26 protein-coding genes are annotated in these 21,548 nt (G+C 71.1%); 8 read left to right on the top strand and 18 right to left on the bottom strand.

The features are described from left to right. Positions 1-184 precede the first annotated feature (184 nt). The 5 genes from FHU13_RS25405 to FHU13_RS25385 form a co-directional block, all read right to left on the bottom strand. On the bottom strand, positions 185-451 hold the full coding sequence (locus FHU13_RS25405; RefSeq protein WP_183438599.1) for an exodeoxyribonuclease VII small subunit: 267 nt from the start codon (positions 449-451) through the stop codon (positions 185-187). Between the two features lie 98 nt (positions 452-549). Further along, entirely contained in the window at positions 550-1,062 is a 513-nt protein-coding gene (locus tag FHU13_RS25400) for a tyrosine phosphatase family protein (RefSeq protein ID WP_183438598.1), read from the bottom strand. 14 nt (positions 1,063-1,076) lie between these two features. Beyond that, on the bottom strand, positions 1,077-1,652 hold the full coding sequence (locus FHU13_RS25395) for an HD family hydrolase (protein WP_183438610.1): 576 nt from the start codon (positions 1,650-1,652) through the stop codon (positions 1,077-1,079). A 47-nt stretch (positions 1,653-1,699) separates the two neighbouring features. Beyond that, complete coding sequence (locus FHU13_RS25390) at positions 1,700-2,329, bottom strand: DNA-3-methyladenine glycosylase I (protein WP_183438597.1); 630 nt, start codon at positions 2,327-2,329, stop codon at positions 1,700-1,702. Next, the gene (locus FHU13_RS25385; RefSeq protein WP_183438596.1) at positions 2,326-3,180 is read right to left on the bottom strand and encodes a folate-binding protein YgfZ; all 855 of its coding nucleotides are present in this window, start codon (positions 3,178-3,180) and stop codon (positions 2,326-2,328) included. The genes FHU13_RS25390 and FHU13_RS25385 overlap by 4 nt, the downstream gene beginning before the upstream one ends. Positions 3,181-3,292: 112 nt before the next feature. Between FHU13_RS25385 and FHU13_RS25380 the strand changes: the two genes are divergently transcribed. Beyond that, the gene (locus FHU13_RS25380) at positions 3,293-4,633 is read left to right on the top strand and encodes a dihydroorotase (RefSeq protein ID WP_183438609.1); all 1,341 of its coding nucleotides are present in this window, start codon (positions 3,293-3,295) and stop codon (positions 4,631-4,633) included. A 125-nt stretch (positions 4,634-4,758) separates the two neighbouring features. Here FHU13_RS25380 and FHU13_RS25375 read toward each other — a convergent pair whose 3' ends face one another. From FHU13_RS25375 to FHU13_RS25355, 5 genes are all read right to left on the bottom strand, one after another. Next, positions 4,759-5,013: a hypothetical protein gene (locus tag FHU13_RS25375; protein ID WP_108941991.1), complete on the bottom strand. Its 255-nt coding sequence runs from the start codon at positions 5,011-5,013 to the stop codon at positions 4,759-4,761. A gap of 171 nt (positions 5,014-5,184) precedes the next feature. Beyond that, positions 5,185-5,643, bottom strand: coding sequence for a TIGR02301 family protein (locus FHU13_RS25370; protein WP_183438595.1), 459 nt, complete (start codon positions 5,641-5,643; stop codon positions 5,185-5,187). Continuing rightward, a complete protein-coding gene (locus FHU13_RS25365) occupies positions 5,640-6,149 on the bottom strand; it encodes an NUDIX hydrolase (RefSeq protein WP_312889648.1) in 510 nt (169 codons plus the stop codon). Before FHU13_RS25365 ends, FHU13_RS25370 begins: the two co-directional genes overlap by 4 nt. After that, a complete protein-coding gene (locus tag FHU13_RS25360; protein ID WP_183438594.1) occupies positions 6,146-7,312 on the bottom strand; it encodes a hypothetical protein in 1,167 nt (388 codons plus the stop codon). The genes FHU13_RS25365 and FHU13_RS25360 overlap by 4 nt, the downstream gene beginning before the upstream one ends. Next, positions 7,305-8,027 carry an SDR family NAD(P)-dependent oxidoreductase gene (locus FHU13_RS25355; protein ID WP_183438607.1) on the bottom strand — a complete coding sequence of 241 codons (723 nt, stop codon included), beginning with the start codon at positions 8,025-8,027 and terminating at the stop codon, positions 7,305-7,307. Before FHU13_RS25355 ends, FHU13_RS25360 begins: the two co-directional genes overlap by 8 nt. Before the next feature lie 276 nt (positions 8,028-8,303). Between FHU13_RS25355 and FHU13_RS25350 the strand changes: the two genes are divergently transcribed. Further along, the gene (locus tag FHU13_RS25350) at positions 8,304-8,687 is read left to right on the top strand and encodes a response regulator (protein ID WP_183438593.1); all 384 of its coding nucleotides are present in this window, start codon (positions 8,304-8,306) and stop codon (positions 8,685-8,687) included. A 45-nt stretch (positions 8,688-8,732) separates the two neighbouring features. On the opposite strand, the gene pdxH is transcribed toward FHU13_RS25350, so the two are convergent. Next, positions 8,733-9,377 carry a pyridoxamine 5'-phosphate oxidase gene (pdxH, locus tag FHU13_RS25345; RefSeq protein ID WP_183438592.1) on the bottom strand — a complete coding sequence of 215 codons (645 nt, stop codon included), beginning with the start codon at positions 9,375-9,377 and terminating at the stop codon, positions 8,733-8,735. An 86-nt stretch (positions 9,378-9,463) separates the two neighbouring features. Here pdxH and FHU13_RS25340 point away from each other — a divergent pair, with 86 nt between their 5' ends. The 3 genes from FHU13_RS25340 to fabI all read left to right on the top strand — a co-directional run bounded on the left by FHU13_RS25340 (position 9,464) and on the right by fabI (position 12,078). Continuing rightward, positions 9,464-10,015 (top strand): RT0821/Lpp0805 family surface protein, encoded by a 552-nt coding sequence (locus FHU13_RS25340; RefSeq protein ID WP_183438591.1) that lies wholly within the window; start codon positions 9,464-9,466, stop codon positions 10,013-10,015. Positions 10,016-10,167: 152 nt separating this feature from the next. Then, on the top strand, positions 10,168-11,112 hold the full coding sequence (locus FHU13_RS25335; protein WP_183438590.1) for a DnaJ C-terminal domain-containing protein: 945 nt from the start codon (positions 10,168-10,170) through the stop codon (positions 11,110-11,112). A 138-nt stretch (positions 11,113-11,250) separates the two neighbouring features. Next, a complete protein-coding gene (gene fabI, locus FHU13_RS25330; protein WP_183438589.1) occupies positions 11,251-12,078 on the top strand; it encodes an enoyl-ACP reductase FabI in 828 nt (275 codons plus the stop codon). A gap of 66 nt (positions 12,079-12,144) precedes the next feature. Here the strand turns inward: fabI and FHU13_RS25325 are convergent, their stop codons facing one another. The 3 genes from FHU13_RS25325 to FHU13_RS25315 form a co-directional block, all read right to left on the bottom strand. Further along, entirely contained in the window at positions 12,145-12,834 is a 690-nt protein-coding gene (locus FHU13_RS25325) for an MOSC domain-containing protein (protein ID WP_183438588.1), read from the bottom strand. Position 12,835: 1 nt separating this feature from the next. After that, a complete protein-coding gene (locus tag FHU13_RS25320; protein WP_183438587.1) occupies positions 12,836-13,990 on the bottom strand; it encodes an AAA family ATPase in 1,155 nt (384 codons plus the stop codon). Between the two features lie 87 nt (positions 13,991-14,077). Next, entirely contained in the window at positions 14,078-15,064 is a 987-nt protein-coding gene (locus FHU13_RS25315; RefSeq protein ID WP_183438586.1) for a polyphosphate kinase 2 family protein, read from the bottom strand. A 159-nt stretch (positions 15,065-15,223) separates the two neighbouring features. On the opposite strand from FHU13_RS25315, the gene FHU13_RS25310 reads away from it, so the two are divergent. Further along, a complete protein-coding gene (locus tag FHU13_RS25310) occupies positions 15,224-15,820 on the top strand; it encodes a histidine phosphatase family protein (RefSeq protein WP_183438585.1) in 597 nt (198 codons plus the stop codon). Positions 15,821-15,917: 97 nt separating this feature from the next. On the opposite strand, the gene FHU13_RS28310 is transcribed toward FHU13_RS25310, so the two are convergent. Then, positions 15,918-16,052, bottom strand: a complete 135-nt coding sequence (locus FHU13_RS28310) for a hypothetical protein (protein WP_281411664.1) — start codon at positions 16,050-16,052, stop codon at positions 15,918-15,920. A gap of 99 nt (positions 16,053-16,151) precedes the next feature. Beyond that, a complete protein-coding gene (locus tag FHU13_RS25305) occupies positions 16,152-17,279 on the bottom strand; it encodes a tyrosine recombinase XerC (RefSeq protein ID WP_183438606.1) in 1,128 nt (375 codons plus the stop codon). Positions 17,280-17,403: 124 nt separating this feature from the next. Between FHU13_RS25305 and FHU13_RS25300 the strand changes: the two genes are divergently transcribed. Next, positions 17,404-17,799: a VOC family protein gene (locus FHU13_RS25300; protein WP_183438584.1), complete on the top strand. Its 396-nt coding sequence runs from the start codon at positions 17,404-17,406 to the stop codon at positions 17,797-17,799. Positions 17,800-17,814: 15 nt separating this feature from the next. On the opposite strand, the gene FHU13_RS25295 is transcribed toward FHU13_RS25300, so the two are convergent. Continuing rightward, positions 17,815-18,183 (bottom strand): hypothetical protein, encoded by a 369-nt coding sequence (locus FHU13_RS25295; RefSeq protein ID WP_183438583.1) that lies wholly within the window; start codon positions 18,181-18,183, stop codon positions 17,815-17,817. Between the two features lie 116 nt (positions 18,184-18,299). Here FHU13_RS25295 and FHU13_RS25290 point away from each other — a divergent pair, with 116 nt between their 5' ends. Continuing rightward, entirely contained in the window at positions 18,300-19,067 is a 768-nt protein-coding gene (locus tag FHU13_RS25290; RefSeq protein ID WP_183438582.1) for a hypothetical protein, read from the top strand. Here FHU13_RS25290 and hrpB read toward each other — a convergent pair. Next, complete coding sequence (gene hrpB / locus FHU13_RS25285) at positions 19,024-21,501, bottom strand: ATP-dependent helicase HrpB (RefSeq protein WP_183438581.1); 2,478 nt, start codon at positions 21,499-21,501, stop codon at positions 19,024-19,026. The two genes, FHU13_RS25290 and hrpB, sit on opposite strands and share 44 nt — an antisense overlap. Positions 21,502-21,548: the final 47 nt, after the last annotated feature.

Raw genomic sequence — 21,548 nt, 5'->3', positions numbered from 1 at the left:
GGCGTCGGCCACCTTCTGCAGCTCGCTCTCCGGCAGAAGCCGGAGACGATCCGGCGTCTCAAGACCCTCAAGGATCGTCGTGTCCGCTAGTGCCACCGGACCAGCCTCATGCCCAAAGTGAGGAAAAGCGCACAAATCCTTGCGCGCGATGAGTTTCGCTGAGATTCAAACCGCACCGTGCCGCCTACTCGATATCGAGGGGAGCGGTGCCCGCGGCCCGGCCGTCCGGCCCGATTGCGATCTTCTGGATCCGCGCCTCGGCCCGCTTCAGCAGGGTCTCGCAGTGGCGCTTGAGCGCCTCGCCGCGCTCGTAGATCGCCACCGACTCGTCGAGGGGCACGTCGCCGCGCTCCAGCCGGCGCACGATCTCCTCGAGCTGCTCCATCGCCTGCTCGAAGGGCAGATCGTCCGGCGCCGCCGCCGCAGACGCGTCGGGTGTGTGATCGTTCATCCGGATTCCCTTTGGGGCGGGTTATGACGGGCGACGTGCGGTCGCACAAGCCCGGGTCGATTGCGTGCGACCGATCTCGGCGGTCCGCAATGGGCCAATTACGCCAGGGCGATCTGAAACGGCGTGCCCTCGAAGGCCTCCGCGCCGCGCCCGATCCCGGCGATCGCCGCGATCATCCGCCCCTCCCTTCCGAGCAGGCGGTCGGCGATCTCCACGAACAGGCGGTTCGGCGTGGCGCTCGGCGCGAGCCGCCGCAGATCCTGCGCAAGATCCGCCTCGCTCACGGATGGCTGCAGGGCGCAGGCGACCGCATAAGCCGCCGCGGTGGAGCGGCTGATGCCGGCGTAGCAGTGGATCACCAGCGGTCTTTCGCGCGGCCACGCCGCCGCGAAGTCGAGGACGCTGCGCACATGCACTTCGCCTGGCGGAAGGTGGCCGTCTCTCGGCGCAACGATGTCGCTGAAGCCCACCCGCAGGTGGTGCTCCGGGCGGATCGCGGCTGGGCGCTCCACCGTGCTGCCGAGTGTGGCCAACGTCACGAGATGGCTCGCGCCGCTATCCGCGACGGTCTCCGAAAGGCGCGAGAGGGGGCAGATATGGAGGCTCGGCATCTTCTTTCTAAGTCTCACGCCCCGCACTGAAGCGCTTCGAAGCGGGCGAGATAGCATGCCTCCGCTTCCGCCGTCGGCCATCCGGCGACCAGCCGCTCGATGTCGGAGCGAAGAAGCTCCGGCAGGGCCGGAGGGCGCCCAAAGATCTGATCGGCCTCGTCTTGCGAAAAACCGGCAAGCCGGGTCGCCTCGATCGCCGCAGCGATGCGATCAGCACGCTTGACGAGGCGCGACAGAGCCGGGGAGGGCGCGCCGAGCCCGAAGCGCTGGCGGATCGCCGCGAGCAGGCGCCGCTCGACGCTGCGGTAGGCGTCGCCGATCGCGTTCTTCAGCGGCGAGATGATGTCGCCGATGACGTATTCGGGCGCGTCGTGCAGCAGCAATTCGAGCCGCCCATGCGCACCGAGCCGCTCATCGAGGGCGCCGCCGATCGCCTCGACCAGCAGGGAGTGCTGCGCCACGGAGAACACGTGTGGCCCCGCCGTCTGCCCGTTCCAGCGGGCGACGCGGGCGAGCCCGTGGGCGATGTCGGTGATCTCCACATCGAGCGGCGAAGGGTCGAGCAGGTCGAGCCGCCGGCCCGACAGCATCCGCTGCCACGCCCGCACCGGTTTTTTCGGAACGCCCACGGTCGCGTTCACGGATGGCGGCCGTCGCCGAGGGCCGCGCAATCCGCGTGGCGGTGGCAGCCGGTGAGATGGTCGTTGACCATCCCGACCGCCTGCATGAAGGCGTGGACGATGGTGGGCCCGCAGAAGGTGAACCCCTTCGCCTTCAGGGCCTTGCCCATCTTCCGCGATACGTCGGTTTCGGTCGCGATCTCGGCCCGGCTCGCCGCATTCGTCTGGATCGGCCGGCCGTCGCAAAAGTCCCAGAGGAAGGGCGAGAAGCCCGGCCCCGCCTCCTCGATGGCGAGCCATGCCCGCGCGCCACTGATCGCACCGCGGATCTTGGCGCGGTTGCGGACGATGCCGGTGTCATTCATCAGCCGCTCGACATCGGCCTCGGTGAAGCGGGCGACCCGCTCCGGCTCGAACCCCTCGAAGGCCCGGCGAAAGCCGTCGCGGCGGCGCAGGATGGTGATCCAGGACAGGCCCGCCTGAAACCCGTCGAGGATCAGCTTTTCGTAGAGCGCGCGGGAATCGTATTCGGGCACGCCCCATTCGGTGTCGTGGTAGGCGACGTAGACGGGATCGTGCCCCGGCCACCAGCAGCGCGGGCAACCGTCGGGATGCGTGGTGATCAGCCCGCTGGAATCCGTGCTCATCCGGCAGCGGCCGAGTCGGAGGGGAAGGCGAAGGTCGCGAAGTCGGGCTTGCCCACAGCCGCGACCGTGCCGCCCGCCCGCACCAGTTCGCCAGCGGCGAGCGCGTCGCCGAGACGGTCGAGGCGGATCGTGGCGAGCCCCCGTTCCCCGGCCGCGCCGCCCGTGACCCCGAGGCTGCGCGCGCCCGCCGTCACCTCCGTGCCGGGCTCCGGCGCCGGGCCGTCGCGGTAGACGATGGGCAGGATGCGGGTGCGGGCGGTGCCGCGGTGCTGCATGCGCGAGACCACCTCCTGCCCGACATAGCAGCCCTTCTTGAAGTCCACGCCGCCGAGCTGATCCATCAGCGCCTCGTGCGGGAAAGCGTCGCTGAACGCGAAGTCGCGTCCTCCCTCCGGCACGCCGAGGCCGATGCGATGAGCGTGGTACGCCGCCTCCGTCGCATCCGCGGAGAAGGCGCCCTCGGCAAAGTACAGCCGCTCTCCGAGCGCGGGCAGGCGCCCGTCGCGCACGCGGATTGTCTCGGCGGCGGTCTCGGCGCCATCCCAGGCGGCGGCCACACCCTGCGTCGGATCGGCGGCGACCGTCACCTTGGCGCGCAGCCGGTAGAGGCCGAGCCGCTTGACCAGATCCGATGCCCGCTCGGCCGCGACGTCGAGGCGGAACCCGTCCTCGGCGCGGGACACCAGAAAATCGAACTGGATCTTGCCCTGGGGCGTCAGCAGCGCGCCGAGCCGCGCCTCGCCCTCCGGCAGCGTTTCGACGTTGCAGGTGAGGATGCCTTGCAGGAATGAGAGCGCATCCGGCCCTGACACGGCTACGACGGCACGGTCCGGCAGCAGGGCGATCGGCATGGCATCTCCTCGGTGCGCGGCGGCGTTGCGCGCGTGGGACGCCTGACATAAGCCGCGCCTATCCTCGTCTCAATCGCTACAAACGAACCGGGAGAGCCCGATGGAAGCGCCGATCGAAGCCCCCTTGGACCTCGTCCTGTCCGGCGGCACGCTGGTGAACCACGACGGCGAGCATCGTGCCGACCTCGGCATCCGGGCCGGGCGGGTGGCGGCCATCGGCGATCTGTCCGGTGCCTCGGCCGCCGAGCGGCGCGATTGCCGCGGCCTGCACCTTCTGCCCGGCGTGATCGACAGCCAGGTGCATTTTCGCGAGCCCGGCCTCGACCACAAGGAGGATCTGGAGACGGGCTCGCGCGCGGCGGTGATGGGCGGGGTCACCACGGTGTTCGAGATGCCCAACACCAACCCGCAGACGACGAGCGCCGGGGCACTCGCCGACAAGGTGGCGCGGGCTCACCACCGGATGCATTGCGACTTCGCCTTCTGGGTCGGCGGCACCCACGAGAATGCGGGCGAGGTGGCCGAACTGGAGCGGCTGCCGGGGGCGGCAGGGATCAAGGTGTTCATCGGTTCCTCCACCGGCTCCCTCCTGGTCGAGGACGATGCCGGCGTGCGCGCGATCCTGCAGCGCATCCGCCGTCGCGCCGCCTTCCATTCGGAGGACGAGCCGATGCTGCGCGCGCGCAAAGACCTGCGCGTGCCGGGCGACCCCGCCTCGCACCCGGTCTGGCGCTCGGCGGAGGCGGCGGTGAAGGCCACAGAGCGGCTGATCGCGCTCGCGCGGGAAACGGGGGCCCGCATCCACATCCTGCACATCTCGACCGCGGACGAGATGCCGATCCTCGCGCAAGCCAAGGACGTGGCGAGCGTCGAGGTGACGCCGCACCACCTGACGCTCGACGGCACGGAAGCCTATGCCCGGCTCGGGACGCTCGTGCAGATGAACCCGCCGGTGCGCGATACCGGACACCGCGACGGGATCTGGCGCGGGCTGTCTCAGGGGATCGTCGACGTGCTCGGCTCCGACCACGCGCCGCACACGCTGGAGGAGAAGGCCAAGCCCTATCCGGATTCTCCCTCGGGGATGACCGGCGTGCAGACGCTGGTGCCGATCATGCTCGACCACGTCAATGCCGGCCGGCTGTCGCTCGCCCGCTTCGTCGATCTGACCAGCGCCGGGCCGAAGCGGCTGTTCGGCATCGCCCGCAAGGGGCGGCTCGCCGTGGGCTACGACGCCGACGTGACTGTGGTGGACCTCAAGCGCCGCGAGACGATCCGCAACGAATGGATCGCCTCGAAATGTGGCTGGACTCCCTATGACGGCGTCACCGTCACCGGATGGCCGGTCGGAACGGTGGTGCGGGGCACGCCCGTGATGTGGCAGGGCGAGTTGGCTAACCCATCGCGGGGCGAGGCCGTCGTGTTCGACGAGGCGCTGCCGGCCGCGGGTTAACAGCCAACCAGGTCCCCACCCACCACCGCACCCTTCGGCCGCGGCTTCGCGTCGGCACGTCAGGGTGAGGAGGCGGATGCGAGGAATCGTCAGGCGGCCCGTCTCTGCGCAGCCGATGCCGTTCCTCAGTGCTGCAGCGTCGTGGTGAAGCCGCCGCCGCGGATGCGCTCGGGAAGGGTCTCGGCGTAGCGGGCGGTCGCGTCCTCGCCGTAGGTGGCGACCAGCTCTTGGAAGGCCGCGAACAGGGCGGCTTGAGCCATGCAGTCGCCGTCGATCCCGTCGAGGCAGCCTTCCGCGAAGGCCTCCGTCACGAGTCCGAGCGCAAGGCGCTTGCTCTCCGCATCGACGTCGAAGGCAGCGGTGTCGGTATCGTGAATCATGGCGGGCGGCTTCGTTTCTCGGCCGGAACAGTACCGGCAAGACATCGCCACGATACGGCAGCCTTCACGGGCCGGGAAGCAGGGAATTGCGAAGAGGTTAATGCGAAGGGGCAATTGCGAAGGATTTTTGCAACGGCTCCCGAGTGTGGCAGTCCCGCCACAGACGATGCTCTACCCGCCGAACCGCCCGGCAATGGCGTGCGAGAGCCGCTCCCCCTCGGCGATGTAGCGGCGGGCCGCCTCGCCCGCGGCGGGGGTGCAGACCCGATAGGTCAGGCTGTAGCCGCGAAAGCCCCGATTGTAGGCGCCGGCCAGCCGGTCGCGGCGGCTCGGTGTCACGCCCTCGCTGTCGAGGATCGCCTTCATCCGCGCCGGCCATTCGGCGGCGTCCGGCTCGGAGCAGAGGCTGCGCAGGAACGCGAGCGCCCCGACGATCTCCGAGAGCCGCATCAGGTCGCGGTCGTAGGGCGCGGGCGGCGGCTCGGCCGGGGGCGGCGGTTCCTTGTCCTTCTCAGGCGGCTTCGGAGGAGCGGATTTGGCCGGGCCCGAGCGCTGCTGAGCGAACGTATCCGCCACTGGGGTGAAGGCGAGCAGAGCGGCGAGGACCAGGCGGACGAATCCCGTTCTCATACAGAACCTTCTGCCGAACCTTCCGCCACCTGGCCCAGGCGGGAGAACGCCTCGCGCAGGGTATCGATCAGCCCCGGCGTAGTGGACAGGCCTGCGACCTCGTCGAGGCGCGCCCAGCGCACGGCGAGTGCTTCGGGCCCCGGCGCCGGCTCCACGGCGCGCCACAGCGCGGCGTGGGGGTGGATTACGTAGTGGTGGCGGATGCGGTCGGCCTCGTCCCGCAGGATGATCTCGGTCGGCGTCAGGCTCGGGCCGACCACCTCGGCCTGCACGCCGACCTCCTCGCGCAATTCACGCAGGGCCCCCGCGGCGAGAGATTCACCCGCTTCCACGAGCCCGCCGGGCAGGGTCCAGACGCCGCGCATCGGCTCGTTGGCCCGAGCGGCGAGCAGCACGCGACCGTCGCGGATCACCGCGATCGAGACGCCGATCAGCGGGCGGGCCGGAAACAGCCGCCGGTCCTCCTCCCTCGCCTCCTCCCCCGCCGCCTGCACCGCACCGCTCACGGAACCGGCACCGCGACGAGGCGGCCATCGGCGAGGCCGACGAGGATTTTTCGGGCGGTTCCGCCCGCATCGAGCACGGCGATGCCGTGGGCGGCCGGGGCGGGCAGGGGGATGCGCGTCCGCTCCTCCGGGCTGCCGCCCTTGAGGGACACCAGCGCGAGGGCGCTGCGGCCCGCCACCGGCAGGGCGAGGTCGGGCGGGGCGCTGCCGCGGAGAACCGGGGCGGCGAGGTCGGCCTCCTCACCCGCCGCCGGGCCGGCATAGCCCGGCCCCTCGCCCGCGAGGCTCAAGGTGCCGTCGGCGAAGCGCCAGAGCTGAAGCACGCCCTCGCCGTCGGGAGCACGGATCGCGGCGATCTGCGGCTGGCCGGCACCGGTGAAGTCGGCGATGCCGGCAAGCGCCAGCGGAGCCCCGTCAGATCCCTTGTCTGTCGCCTTGCCTGCCTGCGGCGGCGTCTGCGCCGCGAGCGTCCAGACGCCGTCCTTCCCCTTCGCGGCGAGGGCGAGGCCGGAGCCGGCCGCCCCCTGCGCCGTCACGGCGACCACCGCCGGTCGGCCGTCGAGGCGGGTGATGCGCGGCGTACGGCCTGCAAAGACCCGGTCGTTCCCCGGCGCGAGGGTCTGGGTCGTCACCGGCACCGCCTTCGGCTCGGCGGTGACGCCGAGCGGCTGGCGCTCGCGCAAGGTCAGGACGGTGCCCTGGCCCGGCGCGCCGCCAAGCGCTCGGGTCGGCCCAGTGAGATAGGCGCTCAAGGGACCGTCCAGGGCGCGGCGCGAGCTCGGCACGGCGCCGCGCGGCGTCTCGACGGCCGCGATCCCCTCGATCGCCTCGGCACCGATCAGCGTGGTGCGCAAGCGATCGCCGTCGAGACTGAGAACGGCGCCCCCACCCTCGCCCCAGACCACGACGACGGGCGGCGGTGCGGTGGCGCCCGTGGCCTTCGGATCGGCGCTGGCGCCCGCGGGCGCGCGGGCGACCGGCAGCAGGCCGGAGGTCGCGACCGAGAGCGCCACGTCGCTGCCGGGACCGCGCATCGCCTTGATGGCGAAAGGCAGCGTGACCGGCTCGACCTTAGACCCATCCTTGGGCCCGTCTCCTGCCGCGAGGGCGGGGAGGGCGGCCAGCGACAGCAGGGCGGCGAGAACCGCCCGGCGGTCAGACATGCTGGCCGCCGTTGATGTGGAGTTCGGCACCGTTCACGTAGGACGAGGCTTCGGTGCAGAGGAAGTAGATCGCCTTGGCGACCTCGTCCGGCGTGCCGAGCCGGCGCTGCGGGATCTGCTCCACCAGCTTGTCGGTGCCGGGCGAGAGGATCGAGGTGTCGATTTCGCCGGGCGAGATCGCGTTGACGCGCACGCCGAGCGGCCCGAAATCCGCGGCCATCTCGCGGGTGAGACCGGCGAGCGCGGCCTTCGAAGTACCGTACGCGGCGCCCGCGAAGGGGTGGACGCGCGAGCCGGCGATCGAGGTGACGTTCACGATCGACCCGCGCGCGCGGGTCAGCTCGTCGCGCAGGCCCCGAGCCAGCAGGATCGGCGCGAAGAAGTTGACCTGGAAGACGCGGGCCCAGTCCTCGTATTCCGTGGTCAGCGCGCCGAGGCGTTCGCCCTTCGGACCCTTCGGCGAGATGCCGGCATTGTTGACGAGGGCGTGCAGCAGGCCGCCTTCGGCGGTGAGCCGCTCCGCCACCTCCCGCACCCCGCGCACCGTGTCCGCCGCGTCGGCAAGGTCGACCTGGAGGTGGTCTTCCGGACCCATCTCCCAGGGACAGTTCTCGGGGAAGGCGTGGCGCGAGCAGGTGATGACGCGCCATCCCGCGGCGGAAAAGCGTTTGACGGTGGCGTGCCCGATGCCCCGGCTGGCGCCGGTGAGCAGCATCACCCGTCGACGGTCGTTGGATGAGGCCAAGGCCGGTTCCTCGCTGCCCGCCATGCGCACCGCGGTGAGCGGGACAAGCTGGGTCTTCACCTCAAGGGATAAGCCGCGCCCCGCCGGAAATCCAGGGCTGCGCTGCATTGCGAAAGGCGCCGAAGGTGCAGCGGCCTGCGCCGCCCGGTTTCCGCGCTTGTCCTGCCTCGACCTTCATGCAACCCCGAGGCGGGGGTCGCGGGTTCAAGAGACCGAACAAGCGGCCGGACAAGGGATGCGACGCGCGTGAGCGAAGCGGAAGCGAGGCCGACCGTCCTCGTCGTGGAGGACGATGCCGTGATCCGGCGCGCCGCGATGGAGCTGATCGCCGAGGCCGGATACGCCGTGCGCGAAGCCCGGAACGGCAACGAGGCGATCCGCATGCTCGACGCGAGTCAGGACGCGGGCGAGGCGGTGTGCGTCGTGGTCAGCGATATCGACATGCCGCTCGGCATCGACGGCATCAAGCTCGCCGCCTGCATCGACCGGCGCTGGCCGGACATCGGCATCGTCATCACCTCCGGCAAGGTGAGGCCCGCGCCCGGGGATATACCGGCCGACGGCCTGTTCATCCGCAAGCCCTACACCGAGGAGTGCCTGATCGCGGCGATCCGCTCGGTGATGCCCTGAAGGGCCCCGGCCGCCTCCGATCAGGGCAACGATCATCCCGGGAAATCAGGGATAGAGCCGCGCGCGGGCCCAGCCGTCGCCGTCGCGGGTGAAGCGGACCCGGTCGTGCAGGCGGTAGGCGCCGTTCTGCCAGAACTCCAGCTGCACCGGGGCGATGCGGAAGCCGAGCCAGTGCTCGGGGCGCGGCACCGGGCCGTTCTCGTACTTCTCTGACAGGGCGGCGACCTCCGCCATCAGGGTCGGGCGATCGAGGAGCGGGCGCGACTGCTGGCTCGCGATGGCGCCGATACGGCTATCCCGGTGGCGGCTCGCGAAATAGGCGTCGGCCTCCTCGGGCGTGACGCGGGAGACGGGGCCGCGGGCGCGGATCTGCCGACCCAGGGACTTCCAGTACAGCACCGTCGCCGCCTGCGGGTTGGCGAGAAGTTGCTGGCCCTTGGCCGACTCGGCGTTGGTATAGAAGACGAGCCCGCGCGGATCGAAGCCCTTCAGCAGCACCACCCGCACGTCGGGCAGGCCGTCCGGGCCGGCGGTGGCGAGCGCCATGGCGTTGGCGTCGACGGGCTCCGAGGCTTCGGCCTCCGCCATCCAGGCCGCGAACAGCGCCCAGGGGTCTGACGACAACGTGAAATCCTGCGGATGGACTGAAGGTCCGCCGGGATCACCCTCTCTTAACCGATCGATGGCCATTTTCGTCCCTGTGGCAGCCGGGTCGGGGGGCACCGACGTCGGGCAGCACACCCGTCGGACCCCCGTCTGTCTCGAGTTCAGGTGTAATGCGTCTGCGTCCGTGTAAAGCCCTCGGTCTAGCCCGCGCCCGAGCGCTCCCCGCCGAAGGGGAGGCCGGCTCGATGCGCGGACCCGCGATCCGGCACGGCTTCGCGGGCCGGATCGCGGGGTTGTTGACCCTCGGCCTCGCCGCCATCTCCTGCGGCGCCTGCAGTGGGCCGATCCTGTCGTTCAAGACGGAGGAGGCGCCGGCCGCGCCCGAACCGCTCGTCACCGGCAGCATTCCGAAGCGGCCCGTGAGCTTCGGGCGCGACCTCGACGGCGAGGATTGGCGCCGGGCCCACGCCGCGCTCTCCGTGGCCCTCGATCCGCAGGGCAATGGCCGCCCGGTGAAGTGGGAGAACCCGGAGACCGCCATGCGCGGCGCCATCAACCCGACGGGCCTGCCCTACGTGGCCGGCGACGAGATCTGCCGCGACTTCCTCGCGACCGTGGTCGGCAGCGCCAACAACCGCTTCGTGCGCGGCACCGGCTGCAAGCCGTCCGGCGGCGAGTGGGAGTTGAAGCGGCTGCGCACCTCCAGCAATGCCCGATCCTGAAATCGCTCGGAACAATCTTCGGGAAAAATCGATCGCGGATCGCTTGAGGCGGCCAGGCAGGGTGTTGCAGAACCGCAACGCCCTTCCCACGTTGAAGCCCCGCGGCAGAGGCCGTATCCGTACACGGTTGCGACCCCCACAAAAGAATCCAGATGCGAAACCCCTACGACGTTCTGGGTGTGCCCAAGGGCGCGGGTGAGGCCGAGATCAAGAAGGCCTTCCGCAAGCTCGCCAAGGCGTATCACCCCGACAGCAACAAAGATCCGAAGGCAGCCGAGCGCTTCGCGGAGGCGAACACCGCCTACGAGATCCTCGGCGACAAGGAGAAGCGCGCGCAGTTCGACCGCGGCGAGATCGACGCCGAGGGCAAGCCGCGGGCGACCGGTTTCGAGGGCTTTTCCGGCTTCGGCGGCGGGCGCGGCGCCGGCTTCGACTTCGAGGGCTTCACGCAGCGACGCGGTGGGGCCGGTGGCGGGGCCGGACCGGGCGGCGTCGGCGAGGACTTCATCAGCCACATCTTCGGTGAGGCGTTCCGTGCCGGTGGCGCCGGACCCAGTGGGTTCGGGCGCGGTGGGCCGACCCGCGGCGAGGATGTCGCGGCCGAACTCAGCGTGACGCTGGAACAGGTTGCGGGCGAGGAGAAGATGCGCATCGGCCTTCCCGGCGGGCGCGACGTCGACGTGATGATCCCCAAGGGGGTCGTCGACGGCCAGACCATCCGCCTGCGGGGCCTGGGCGGTTCGGGCGGTCCCCGGGGCGAACCGGGCGACGCGCTGCTGACCATCCGCATCCTGCCCCATCCGCTGTTCAAGGTGGACGGCGCGGACCTGCGCGTCACCGTCGATCTGCCGCTGGAGGATGCGGTGCTCGGCGGCGCCTTGCGCGTGCCGACGCTGACCGGCGCGGTCGAGATGAAGGTGCCGGCGATGACGAGTTCCGGCCGCACCTTCCGCCTGCGCGGGAAGGGCCTGCCGAAGAAGGACGGCACTCGCGGCGATCTCTTCGCCACCACCGCCATCGCCCTGCCGGCCGGCGACGATGCGGCGCTGACCGAGTATGCCCGCCGCCGCCGCGAGGCGAAGGCCGGGACGGCGTAACATCGTGGCTCACCCGGTGAGGCGAGCCGACGGCGAAACCGCCTGGAGGCTTCCCCCTCCGGCAACCCTCCGCTAAGGAAGCCCCGGCGCAGGGCCGTCCCGTGAGAGGCGCCCGCGCGGCCGAAGCGAAGGTGACGCATGTCGGAACAGAAGCCGGGCGGGCTGCTCGCGGGCAAGCGCGGGCTGGTGTTGGGAGTGGCCAACAACCGCTCGATCGCCTGGGGTATCGCCCGCAGCGCCGCCGCGCACGGGGCGGAATTGGCCTTCACCTACCAGGGCGAGGCGTTGAAGAAGCGCGTCGAGCCTCTGGCGCGCGAGCTGAACGCGCACGTGGTCGGCCATTGCGACGTCACCGACCCGGCCTCGATCGATTCCGCCTTCGCTGCGACCGCCGAGGTGTTCCCGGAGGGCATCGATTTTGTCGTCCACTGCATCGCCTTCTCCGACAAGGACGAGCTGACGGGGCGCTATCTCGAAACCTCGGAGGCGAACTTCACCAAGTCGCTCCTGATCTCCTGCTACTCGTTCACGGCGGTGGCGCAGCGGGCCGAGAAGATCATGCGCGAGGGCGGCTCGATGCTGACCCTGACCTATTACGGCGCCGAGAAGTGGATGCCCCACTACAACGTGATGGGCGTCGCCAAGGCCGCGCTGGAGGCGTCCGTGCGCTACCTCGCCGCCGATCTCGGCCCGAAGCAGATCCGCGTCAACGCGATCTCGGCCGGGCCGATCAAGACGCTGGCGGCTTCCGGCATCGGCGACTTCCGCTACATCCTCAAATGGAACGAGTACAACGCGCCGATGCGCCGGACCGTGACCATCGAGGAGGTCGGCGAGACGGCGGCCTACCTGTTCTCCGACATGTCCCGCGGCATGACCGGCGAGATCCTTCACGTCGATGCGGGCTACCACGTCGTCGGCATGAAGAACCCCGATGCGCCGGACATCACTCGCGAGCGGGAATAGAGCGCATTCCGACGAAGTGGTCACCGGTTCGTCGAAAGAATGCGCGTTAAACCAAGGATCTAGGGTTCAGCCCTCCTCCCCGAGCCTGCGGCGCCAATCCTCCACCGCGCCGCTCGCGAGCCGGCGGGCGGCGAGCGCCCGCCAGGATTCGGTGAGGGTCGCGAGTCCGGCGATCTCGCGCAAAGCCGACGCGTCGAGGCGCTCCACGTAGAAGTGGTGCAGGAGCCGCGACAGCGGCCAATCCGGATGCGGGCGCTCGACGAGATCCAGCGCATCGCCGGCCGCCACGACGCCCGTCTCGATCACGCGATAGTACCAGCCGGTGCGCCCGCTCGCCTGCACCCGCCGGGCCATGTCCGGCACGGAAAAGCGCAGGTTCAGCTTGAAGCAAGGTTGGCGCGCCTGCGAGACTTGAAGCAGGGTGCTTCCCACCCGCCAAAGGTCGCCGACACAGACGCAGGCTTCCGTCAGACCGTGCGAGGAAAAATTCTCGCCGAAGGCGCCTGGCTGCTCCAGCAGATCGGGCAGGCCGGGTAACTCGCTGCGCCACGCGGTGGCATGGTCGAGGGCGTAGTGGTGGACGGCCTTTTCCGGGCCGCCATGGAAGCGGCGGTCGGCCTGCTCGTCGCCCGCAAGACCGAGCGGCCCGACCGCGACCGGCCCCTCCACGGGGGTCTTGGCGATGGCGCTCGCCGCGCCCTTCTCCCCCAGTGGCGCGACGCGCCCGATCAGCACGGCCTGAAGCGTGACCCGCATCTCAATCGTCCTCTTCGCCCGCCTCGTCCTGCGAAAAGTCGCCGGAGAGCCGCAGGCCCTCGATCCCCGTCGCACCCTCGCGCTTGAGCACGAGGCGCGGGCGTACACCGCCAGACTCGGCGACCGCCGCGGCGAGGCGCTCGGAATGCGTCACCAGCCAGACCTGCGTGCGCTTCGAGGCCTGCACGATCATGCGCGCCAGGGGCTCCATCAGGTCCGGGTGCAGGCTGGTTTCGGGCTCGTTGAGCGCGAGGAAGGGCGGCAGCCGGTAGGCGAGCAGCGCGCCCGCGAGCGCGAGGTAGCGCAGCGTCCCGTCGGAGAGCTCGGACGGCTCGAAGATCCGCTTCGGATACTCGGCGAAGATCACGCCGAAGCGTGCCTCGCGCTCCGGCGGCGGCACCATGAGGCGGGCGCCGGGAAAGGCGTCGGCGAACGCCGCGTCGAGGTCGACGGTATCGCCGCGGATATGGGCCAGCGTCGCAAAGACGGCAGCGAGGTCGGCGCCGTCGGAGGCCAAAGTCGGCGTCGTCACCGCGAGGCAGGGGCGGCGCAGGGGCGAGCCCGCATCGGTGCGCACGTCGTGGTAGAAGCGCCATGCCTCCATCGCCTGCCGCACGATCTGAAGTTCGGGAAAGCGCACCGCGTCCTGAAGCGCGGCGAGCGCCGTCTCGGTCGGCAGGAGGTCGGTGCCGAAGGAGCGTTTGCGCCCCTCCTCGTCGCGCACGAAGCCCGCCGGCCCGTCGCGGTCGAGCACCGTGACCGGTCGCGCGCCGCCCTGCAAGGTGAGCCGCTCGGTCTTCACCTGCGGCTCCAGGGCGAAAGCACCGCCACTCACCGGCGGCGGGATACCAACCTCGACCGCGTAGGTGTAGGCGTGGCCGGTGGTCTCGTCGGCCAGTTCGGCGGACAGCCGCACCCGCGCCGGCTCGCCCTTTCGGCGGGACCCGGCCCAGAGCACGGATTCCATCCCACCCTCTGCGGCGAGCGCCCGCGTCAGCGTGCCGGCGGAAGCCGCCTGAAGCAGGCCGAGGGCGCGGTAGAGGTTGGTCTTGCCGGTGCCGTTGCCGCCCACGAAGACCGAGAGCGGGCCGACCGGAAAGCGGATGCTCTTCAGCGACCGGTACCCGGCCGCCTCGATCTCGCGAACCGTCGGCATCGATGCGTTCCCATGAGCCTGGAAGGGCGCCGATCTAGACCGCCCGGAGACCGATTCGGAAAGCCCGCCTCCTGAGGCTGCGCAGGTTCAATCCGGCACCGTGAGGCCTTCAAGCCCCTTGCGCGGTTCGGGAAATTGCGGGTCCATCGCCTCCAGCGTGTCGGCGATGGTGCGGGCGACCATGACGTTGCGGGCCCATTTGCGGTTGGCCGGCACCACGTGCCAGGGGGCATACGGCGTCGAGCAGCGGGCGAGAGCGTCGTTGAAGGCGGTCTGGTAGGCATCCCAGCTCTTGCGCTCCACGAGGTCGGCGGGATCGAACTTCCAGTGCTTCTCCGGATCGGCGAGGCGCGCCTCCAGGCGCTCCTTCTGCTCGTCCTTGGAGATGTGGAGGAAGAACTTGAGGATCACCGTGCCCGAGAGCGTCAGAAGCCGCTCGAAGTCGTTGATGAGCCCGTAGCGCTCGCGCCACGTCTCCTCCGGCACGAGCCCCTTCACCCGCACCACCAGCACGTCCTCGTAATGGCTGCGGTTGAACACGCCGATCAGGCCGCGGCCGGGCGTGCGCAGGTGGTAGCGCCAGAGGAAATCCTGATCGAGTTCCTCCGAGCTCGGCACCTTGAACGACCAGACCCGGCATCCCTGCGGGTTCACCCCCTCCAGCACGTTGCGGATGGTGCCGTCCTTGCCGCCGGTGTCGATCGCCTGGAACACCACAAGCAGGGAGTGACGGTGCTCGGCGTAGAGCTTTTCCTGCAGGGTCTTGATCCGCGCGCGCTGCGCGTCGAGCGCGGCCTTGGCCTCCGCCTTGTCGAGGCCGCCGGTGGCGTCCGGATCGATCGCCGCGAGGTTGACGCTCTGTCCGGGCTCGACGGTGACGATGCCGGGCGCGGCCGGCGGCAGGATCGGGTGGAGGTGCGGCGACAGGCTCGGTGCCGTGCCGCTGCCCGCAATCGCGGCCCGGGCCCAACCGGCGAAGGAGGGCGGGTGGTCGCGCCACCCGGCCTGCGACTTTGTTTCCGCGGCTTTGTCACCCCGGGAGCCGTTGCCGTCCTTGCCGTTCTTGCGCGCCATACCGAAGATTACCCGCTCACGAGCCGTTCGCGAGGCCGCCGGGGCGGACCCGCAGGAAGGGAAAAGCTTGGAGCCCCAACAGATGCGCCGCCTTCGCCGTTCCCGATCCGGCGCGTCGGGGTTTGCGGGGGGATGGGCCGGCCGCGGCGGGGCGGCCGCATGAGCCGGGCGCCGACGATCTGGTTCGTGCGCCACGGTCAGACCGACTGGAACGCGGAAGGGCGGCTTCAGGGCCACCGCGACACCGATCTCAACGCCAACGGGCTGGCCCACGCGGCGGAGGCGGCCGAGCGGCTGCGCCGCATCGCCGGGGCGGAGTTGCCGACGGCCGATTACGTGGCAAGCCCACTCACTCGCACCCGCCGGACGATGGAGATCCTGCGCGCCGGCATCGGCCTGCCCTCCGCCGGATACCGTGCCGATGCGCGGCTGAGGGAGATCGGGTTCGGTGCCTGGGAAGGCCAGACCTGGGCCGAGATCCGGCGGCGCGACCCGTCGGGAGCGGCCGCGCGCGACCGCGACCGCTGGGGCTACCAGCCCCGCGGGGAGGGCGCGGAGAGCTACGCCATGGTCGAGGGGCGGGTGGAGGAGGTGGTGGCGGAACTACGCCGTCCGACCGTGATGGTCGCCCATGGCGGCGTGGCCCGGGTGCTGCTGGTGATCTACGGCCATCTCGACATCTACGCCGCCCCGCGGGTCGGCATCCGCCAGGGCAGCATTCTCGTCATCGAGCCCAAGGGCTGGCGCTGGGCGTGAAAGCCCTTTGGGACAAGGACGCGCGGTGAGAGACCGCCCCGCGGAGGCGGCATCCGGCGCGACTTGCAGGACGTGCTCGAGGCGCGTCCGGGATCCGTCAGGCGCGCGCGGCTCGCCCGCGGGCGAGCAGCCGCACCGCCGTGATGGGAAGGAGCAGCGTCTTGACCGTTGCGGTCACGGCGAGGACGGCGACGATGGGCAGGATTGCGAGACAGATTCCGCTCACGCGCATCGGACACTCCCTGAAGCTTCTGACTCGGCGGCGCCGGGCCGCCCGGTTGATGACAATCCGCCACTCAATCGCGGCAAGACCAAGGTAAACGGGGCACACTCACGCATTTCTGCGCTCCGCTCCGTGTTCTTTCCGGGCGCCCTGCCGGACAGCATAGCCGGTGCGGGCGTTCGAGCCTTGCTCCGCGTCAACGGTTTCAGCCGGCGACGGCCCCGCTTCCGATCGCGGCGGCAGCCGCCGGGCGCGGGGATGGGCGTCCTCGAAGGCGCTCATCAGGCGGGCGGCATCGACCTTGGTGTAGATCTGCGTGGTCGAGAGCGAGGCGTGGCCGAGCAGTTCCTGGATCGCCCGCAACTCCCCCTGGCGAGCGAGCACGTGGGTCGCGAAGGAATGTCGCAGGGCATGCGGAGTCGCGCTTTCCGGCAGGCCGAGCGCTCCTCTCAGTGCGGCGACCGCGTATTGGACGACGCGTGGCGAGAGCGGTCCGCCCTTCACGCCGACGAAGAGCGGCCCCTGCGGATCGAGGGGATGCGGGCAGAGCGACAGGTAGGCGGCGACGGCCTCGGCCACCGCCGGCAGCACCGGCACGGCGCGGACCTTGCCGCCCTTTCCCGTCACCCGGACCTCGTCGATGCCTGGCACCGGGGCGTCGCGGGCGGTGAGTCCCAGCGCCTCGGAGATGCGCAGGCCCGAGCCGTAGAGCAGCGCGATCACCGCCGCGTCGCGGGCGAGCACCCAAGGGTCCCGGGTATCATCGGGGCGAGTCTCGGGCGCGGTCATCGCCAGCGCGGCGGCCACCGGCAGCGGTCGCGGCAGGCGCCGCTCGACCTTGGGCGAACGCACGGCGCCGAGTGCCGCCACGCTGCCGTGCCCCTCGCGCTCGAGAAAGCGGGCGAAAGAGCGCAGGCCCGCCAGCATCCGCATCAGGGAGCGCCCGCCGACGCCCTCGGCCCGGCGCGCGGCCATGAAGGCGCGCAGGTCGCGGGGTTTCAGGGCGATCAGCCCGGCGATGGTCGGCGTGCCGGAGCGGGCGGCGCGATAGGTCAGGAACTGGCGCAGGTCGCGCTCGTAGGCCTCGACGGTGTTGGCGGCCAAGCGCCGCTCCCGCGCCAGCGCCTCGCGCCAGCCAAGCATCGCCGCGCGCAGGGCGGCGTCACCCGGCGGCAGCAGGGCATCGGGATCGACGGCCCGATCGACGGCTTGAACAGGGGACGCGGCGCGCATCATCGTCCGCAGCAAGCGCCCGGTAACGTTGATGAATGGTAAACGGCCAAAGCCCTTTCCGCCCGGCCTGGCCCGCGCCAGATGAGCGCCCATTCGCACAAGGGTTCGCACAAGGGAGAGAGGGCCGATGGCCAAGCCCGTCCACACCATGATCCGCGTCCGTGACGAGGCGCGCTCGCGCGACTACTACGCCCGCGCCTTCGGCCTGGAGCCGGCCGACCGCTTCGACTTTCCGGACTTCACGCTGCTCTACCTGCGCGATCCGTCCTCGCCGTTCGAACTCGAACTGACGGTCAACAAGGACCGCGCCGAGCCCTACAATCTCGGCGACGGCTACGGCCACCTCGCCTTCGTGGTGGAGGATGCGCAGGCCGAGCATGCCCGCTTCGAGCGCGAGGGCTTTCCGGTCACGCCCGTCAAAACCCTCAAGCACGGCGACACCGCGCTCGCGACCTTCTTCTTCGCCACCGATCCGGACGGCTACAAGATCGAGGTGATCCAGAAGGGCGGACGCTTCGCCTGATTCTTCTGCAAGAGGTTACGGCGCCTTCTCCAGGCGATCGAAGGCGGCCAGCGCCTTCTCGCAGGCGCCCGGAGAGGGCGCCGGCAGGCTCGTCTCCAGGCGCATCGCATCGTCAAGGGCCAGCGCGTAGCGCTCCTCGGTGAGTGCGCGGCCGACCGCCGCCAGCATGTGCTCGCGGCCAGCCCTCAGCACACGCTCGACCCGCTCGCGCTCAGCACCACAGGCCAGTGCCCGGCCCAGGATCTTGCCCAGGCGCTCGCCCTCGACCTGGGGGATGACCAGCGGCCGGGCATTGCCTGCGTCGGGCGGCGTCTGCGCGCGGGCCGCACCGGCCACGAGGACGGCGAGAATGAGCGTGGAGACGCGGCAGGCCGCTGAACCCATCGAACCGTTTCCTTCCTGTCTCAGATCCGCGCAGGCGTGGCAGGCCGCGTGCGTTCCCTCACGCTCTCGGGAGCGAATCTCGGCCACGGTCAAGCCGGAAACGACAGGGGGCGGCAATGAGTCCTTCCGGCAGCGCAGCGACGGCGAACACTCCCGTGATCGAGAAGGAGGGCAGCAGACATCTCCGCTCGCGCATCCCCTTGAGCCTCAAGCTCGGCTACTCGGCCTTCATGGCGGTGCTGGTCCCGGTCTACCTCACCCATTACGGGCCCACGAACTTCCTGTATTTCTGCGACATCGCCCTGATCCTGACCCTCGTCGGCCTCTGGGCGGAGAGCGCGCTGCTGGTCTCGATCTGCGCGGTCGGCATCCTCGCGCCCCAACTGCTCTGGGTCGCCGATTTCGCGGCGCAGGCCGCGGGCTACCCGTTGACCGGCATGACTGCCTACATGTTCAATCGCGACACCTCGTCGTTCCTGCGGGGGCTGTCGCTGTTCCACGGCTGGCTACCGTTCCTGCTCGTGTTTCTCGTATGGCGGCTCGGCTACGACCGCCGCGCCTGGGCCGCGTGGTCGGCATTGGCCGTCGTCGTCCTGTTCGTCTGCTTCTTCCTGATGCCGCCGCCGCGGCCCGATCCGGGGCTGATGCCGGTCAACATCAACTATGTCTGGGGCATGAGCGACCATGCTTCCCAGACGATGGTGGCGGCCTGGGCATGGTTCGCCGGCCTCCTCGTCGGCATTCCGCTTCTGATCTGCTGGCCGACCCACCGGCTCCTGATCTGGCTGATGCCCGAAGCGCCCGTCACGTTCTCGGTCACCTCCCCGGTCACATCCCCAATCACGTCCCCCGCGGCTTCGCCCGCCGGGTCGGCGCCTCGCTGAGCGGATCTTCCGGCCAGGGGTGGCGCGGATAGCGCCCCCGCATCTCGGAGCGCACCGCCGACCAGGAGCCGCGCCAGAAACCCGGCAGGTCGCGGGTGATCTGGATCGGGCGGTGGGCCGGCGAGAGCAGGTGGAGCACCAGCGGCACGCGCCCTCCGCCGAGCGTCGGGTGCCGGTCGAGACCGAACAGCTCCTGCACCCGCACCGCGAGCACCGGCTCGGGGCCGGCCTCGTAATCGATCGGAATGCGCGAGCCCGTCGGCACCTCGACGTGGCTCGGCGCCTCCGCCTCCAGGCGGGCGCGCAGCGTCCAGGGAAGGAGGTTCTGGAGAGCTTGGCTGAGATCGTCGGCGGTGATCGCGCCGAGCGAGGCGCGCCCGACGAGGGCCGGCGCCAGCCACTCCTCGACGCTCTCCGCCAGGGCCGCGTCGGAGAGGTCCGGCCATTCCCCGCCTTTCTCTGCCCCGTGCAGGAAGCGGATGCGGGCACGCCACTGCGCCAGGGCGGGCGTCCAGGGCAGCCGGTCGAGCCCGAGCCCGGCGATGCCGCGGGCCAGCACCCGCGCTGCCTCCTCGTCGGCGGGGACTTGCAGGGGGCGCTCGTCCAGCGTCACGGCCCCGAGCCGGCGGCCCTCGCGGGCGCGCAGAGCCCGCGCTTGCCCGTCGAAGCCGACGCTGCGCACTGTGGCGATCCGGTCGGCGAAGAGCGCGTCGATGGATTCGGACGAGATCGCGGCGGCGGAGAGGATGCGGGCGGAGGCCGCGGCGCCGGTCAGGTCGGCGACGACGATGAAGGGCTCGCGGGCGAGCGGGCTGGCCGGGTCGAGGAGTCCGGCGCGGCCATTGGCCATCAGGAACGCGCCCTCCCGGCCCCGCGCCCGCGCCACCCGATCAGGATAGGCGAGCGCCAGCTGGGCGCCGGGTTCGGCGAGACCGGGATCGGACTCGGCCGCTGTCTCCGCGGCCTTGGCCGCCTGCCGCGCCCAACCTTCCGCGAGGCGGCGCATGTCGGCGGCGCGGCCCCCGCGGTCGCGACGGAAGCGTTCGAGGCGCTCGGCGAGATCCACGGCGTCGCCGCCGAGACCGCGCTCGACCAGCACGGCGGCGAGTTCCGCCGCGGGGCGGGCCTGACCGGATTCGGCGGCGCGGGCGACCATCCGGGCAAGGCGGGGCGGCAGCGGCAGGCTGCGCAGGGTGTGTCCGGTGGGGTTCAGCCGCCCGTCCGCGTCGAGGGCTCCGAGCTCGGTCAGCATCGCCCGCGCCTCGGCCAGCGCCGGTGCCGGGGGCGGATCGAGAAAGGGCAGGGCGGTCGGGTCGGTGACGCCCCAGGCGGCGCAGTCGAGGGTCAGCCCGGCAAGGTCGGCGGACAGAATCTCGGGCCGGGCGAAGGGTTCGAGCGCGGCGGTCGCCGCCTCGGGCCAGAGCCGCCAGCACAGGCCCGGCTCGGTGCGGCCGGCACGGCCACGGCGCTGATCGACCGAGGCCCGCGAGGCCCGCGCGGTGACGAGCCGGGTCATGCCGTTGCCGGGCTCGTAGAGCGGCACGCGGGCAAGCCCGGAATCGACGACGATGCGGACGCCCTGGATCGTCAGCGAGGTTTCGGCGATCGAGGTCGCCAGCACCACCTTGCGCCGTCCCGGCGGCGCGGGCGCCACCGCTCGGTCCTGCTCGCCCTGGGTCAGCGCGCCGTAGAGGGGCGCGAGGTCGGTGTCGTCCGGCAGGCGGCCCTCCAGCCGCTCGGCGGTGCGACGGATCTCCGCCTGACCCGGCAGGAAGGCGAGCACCGAACCGGGATCGGCCCGCAGCGCCCGCAGGATCGCGGCGGCCATCGCGTCCTCGATCCGCTCGTTCGGGTCGCGGTCGAGATGGCGCGTCTCGACCGGGTAGGCGCGCCCCTCCGACTCCACGACCGGCGCGTCGCCGAGAAGGCCCGCGACGCGGGCGCCGTCGAGGGTCGCCGACATGACGAGGATACGCAGATCCTCCCGCAGCGCTCCCTGCGCGTCGAGGGCGAAGGCCAGCCCGAGATCGGCGTCGAGGGAGCGCTCGTGGAACTCGTCGAACAGCACCGCACCGACACCGGTGAGCTCCGGATCGTCGAGGATCATCCGGGTGAACACGCCCTCGGTGACGACCTCGATCCGGGTCCGGGCCGAGATCTTGGAGCCGAGCCGGACCCGCAAGCCCACCGTGTCGCCGACCCGCTCGCCGAGGGTGAGGGCCATGCGCTCGGCGGCGCCGCGGGCCGCGAGCCGCCGGGGTTCGAGGAGGATGATTTTTTTCACCCCGAGCCAAGGCTCGTCGAGGAGGGCCAGCGGCACCCGGGTGGTCTTGCCGGCGCCGGGCGGCGCCACGAGCACGGCGGAGGCGCGCTCGGACAGGGCCGCGCGCAGGGCGGGGAGGGCGGCTTCGATCGGGAGCACGGGGGACGACATGGTCCGCGAGGTGCCGCGGTTCGCGCGCGGGCGCAACCGTCCCGCCC

This window comes from Methylobacterium sp. R2-1, from assembly GCF_014191355.1.
GTDB lineage: Bacteria > Pseudomonadota > Alphaproteobacteria > Rhizobiales > Beijerinckiaceae > Methylobacterium.
Note: the sequence above shows the minus strand (reverse complement) of the source record. Positions and strands in the feature narration are given on the sequence as shown.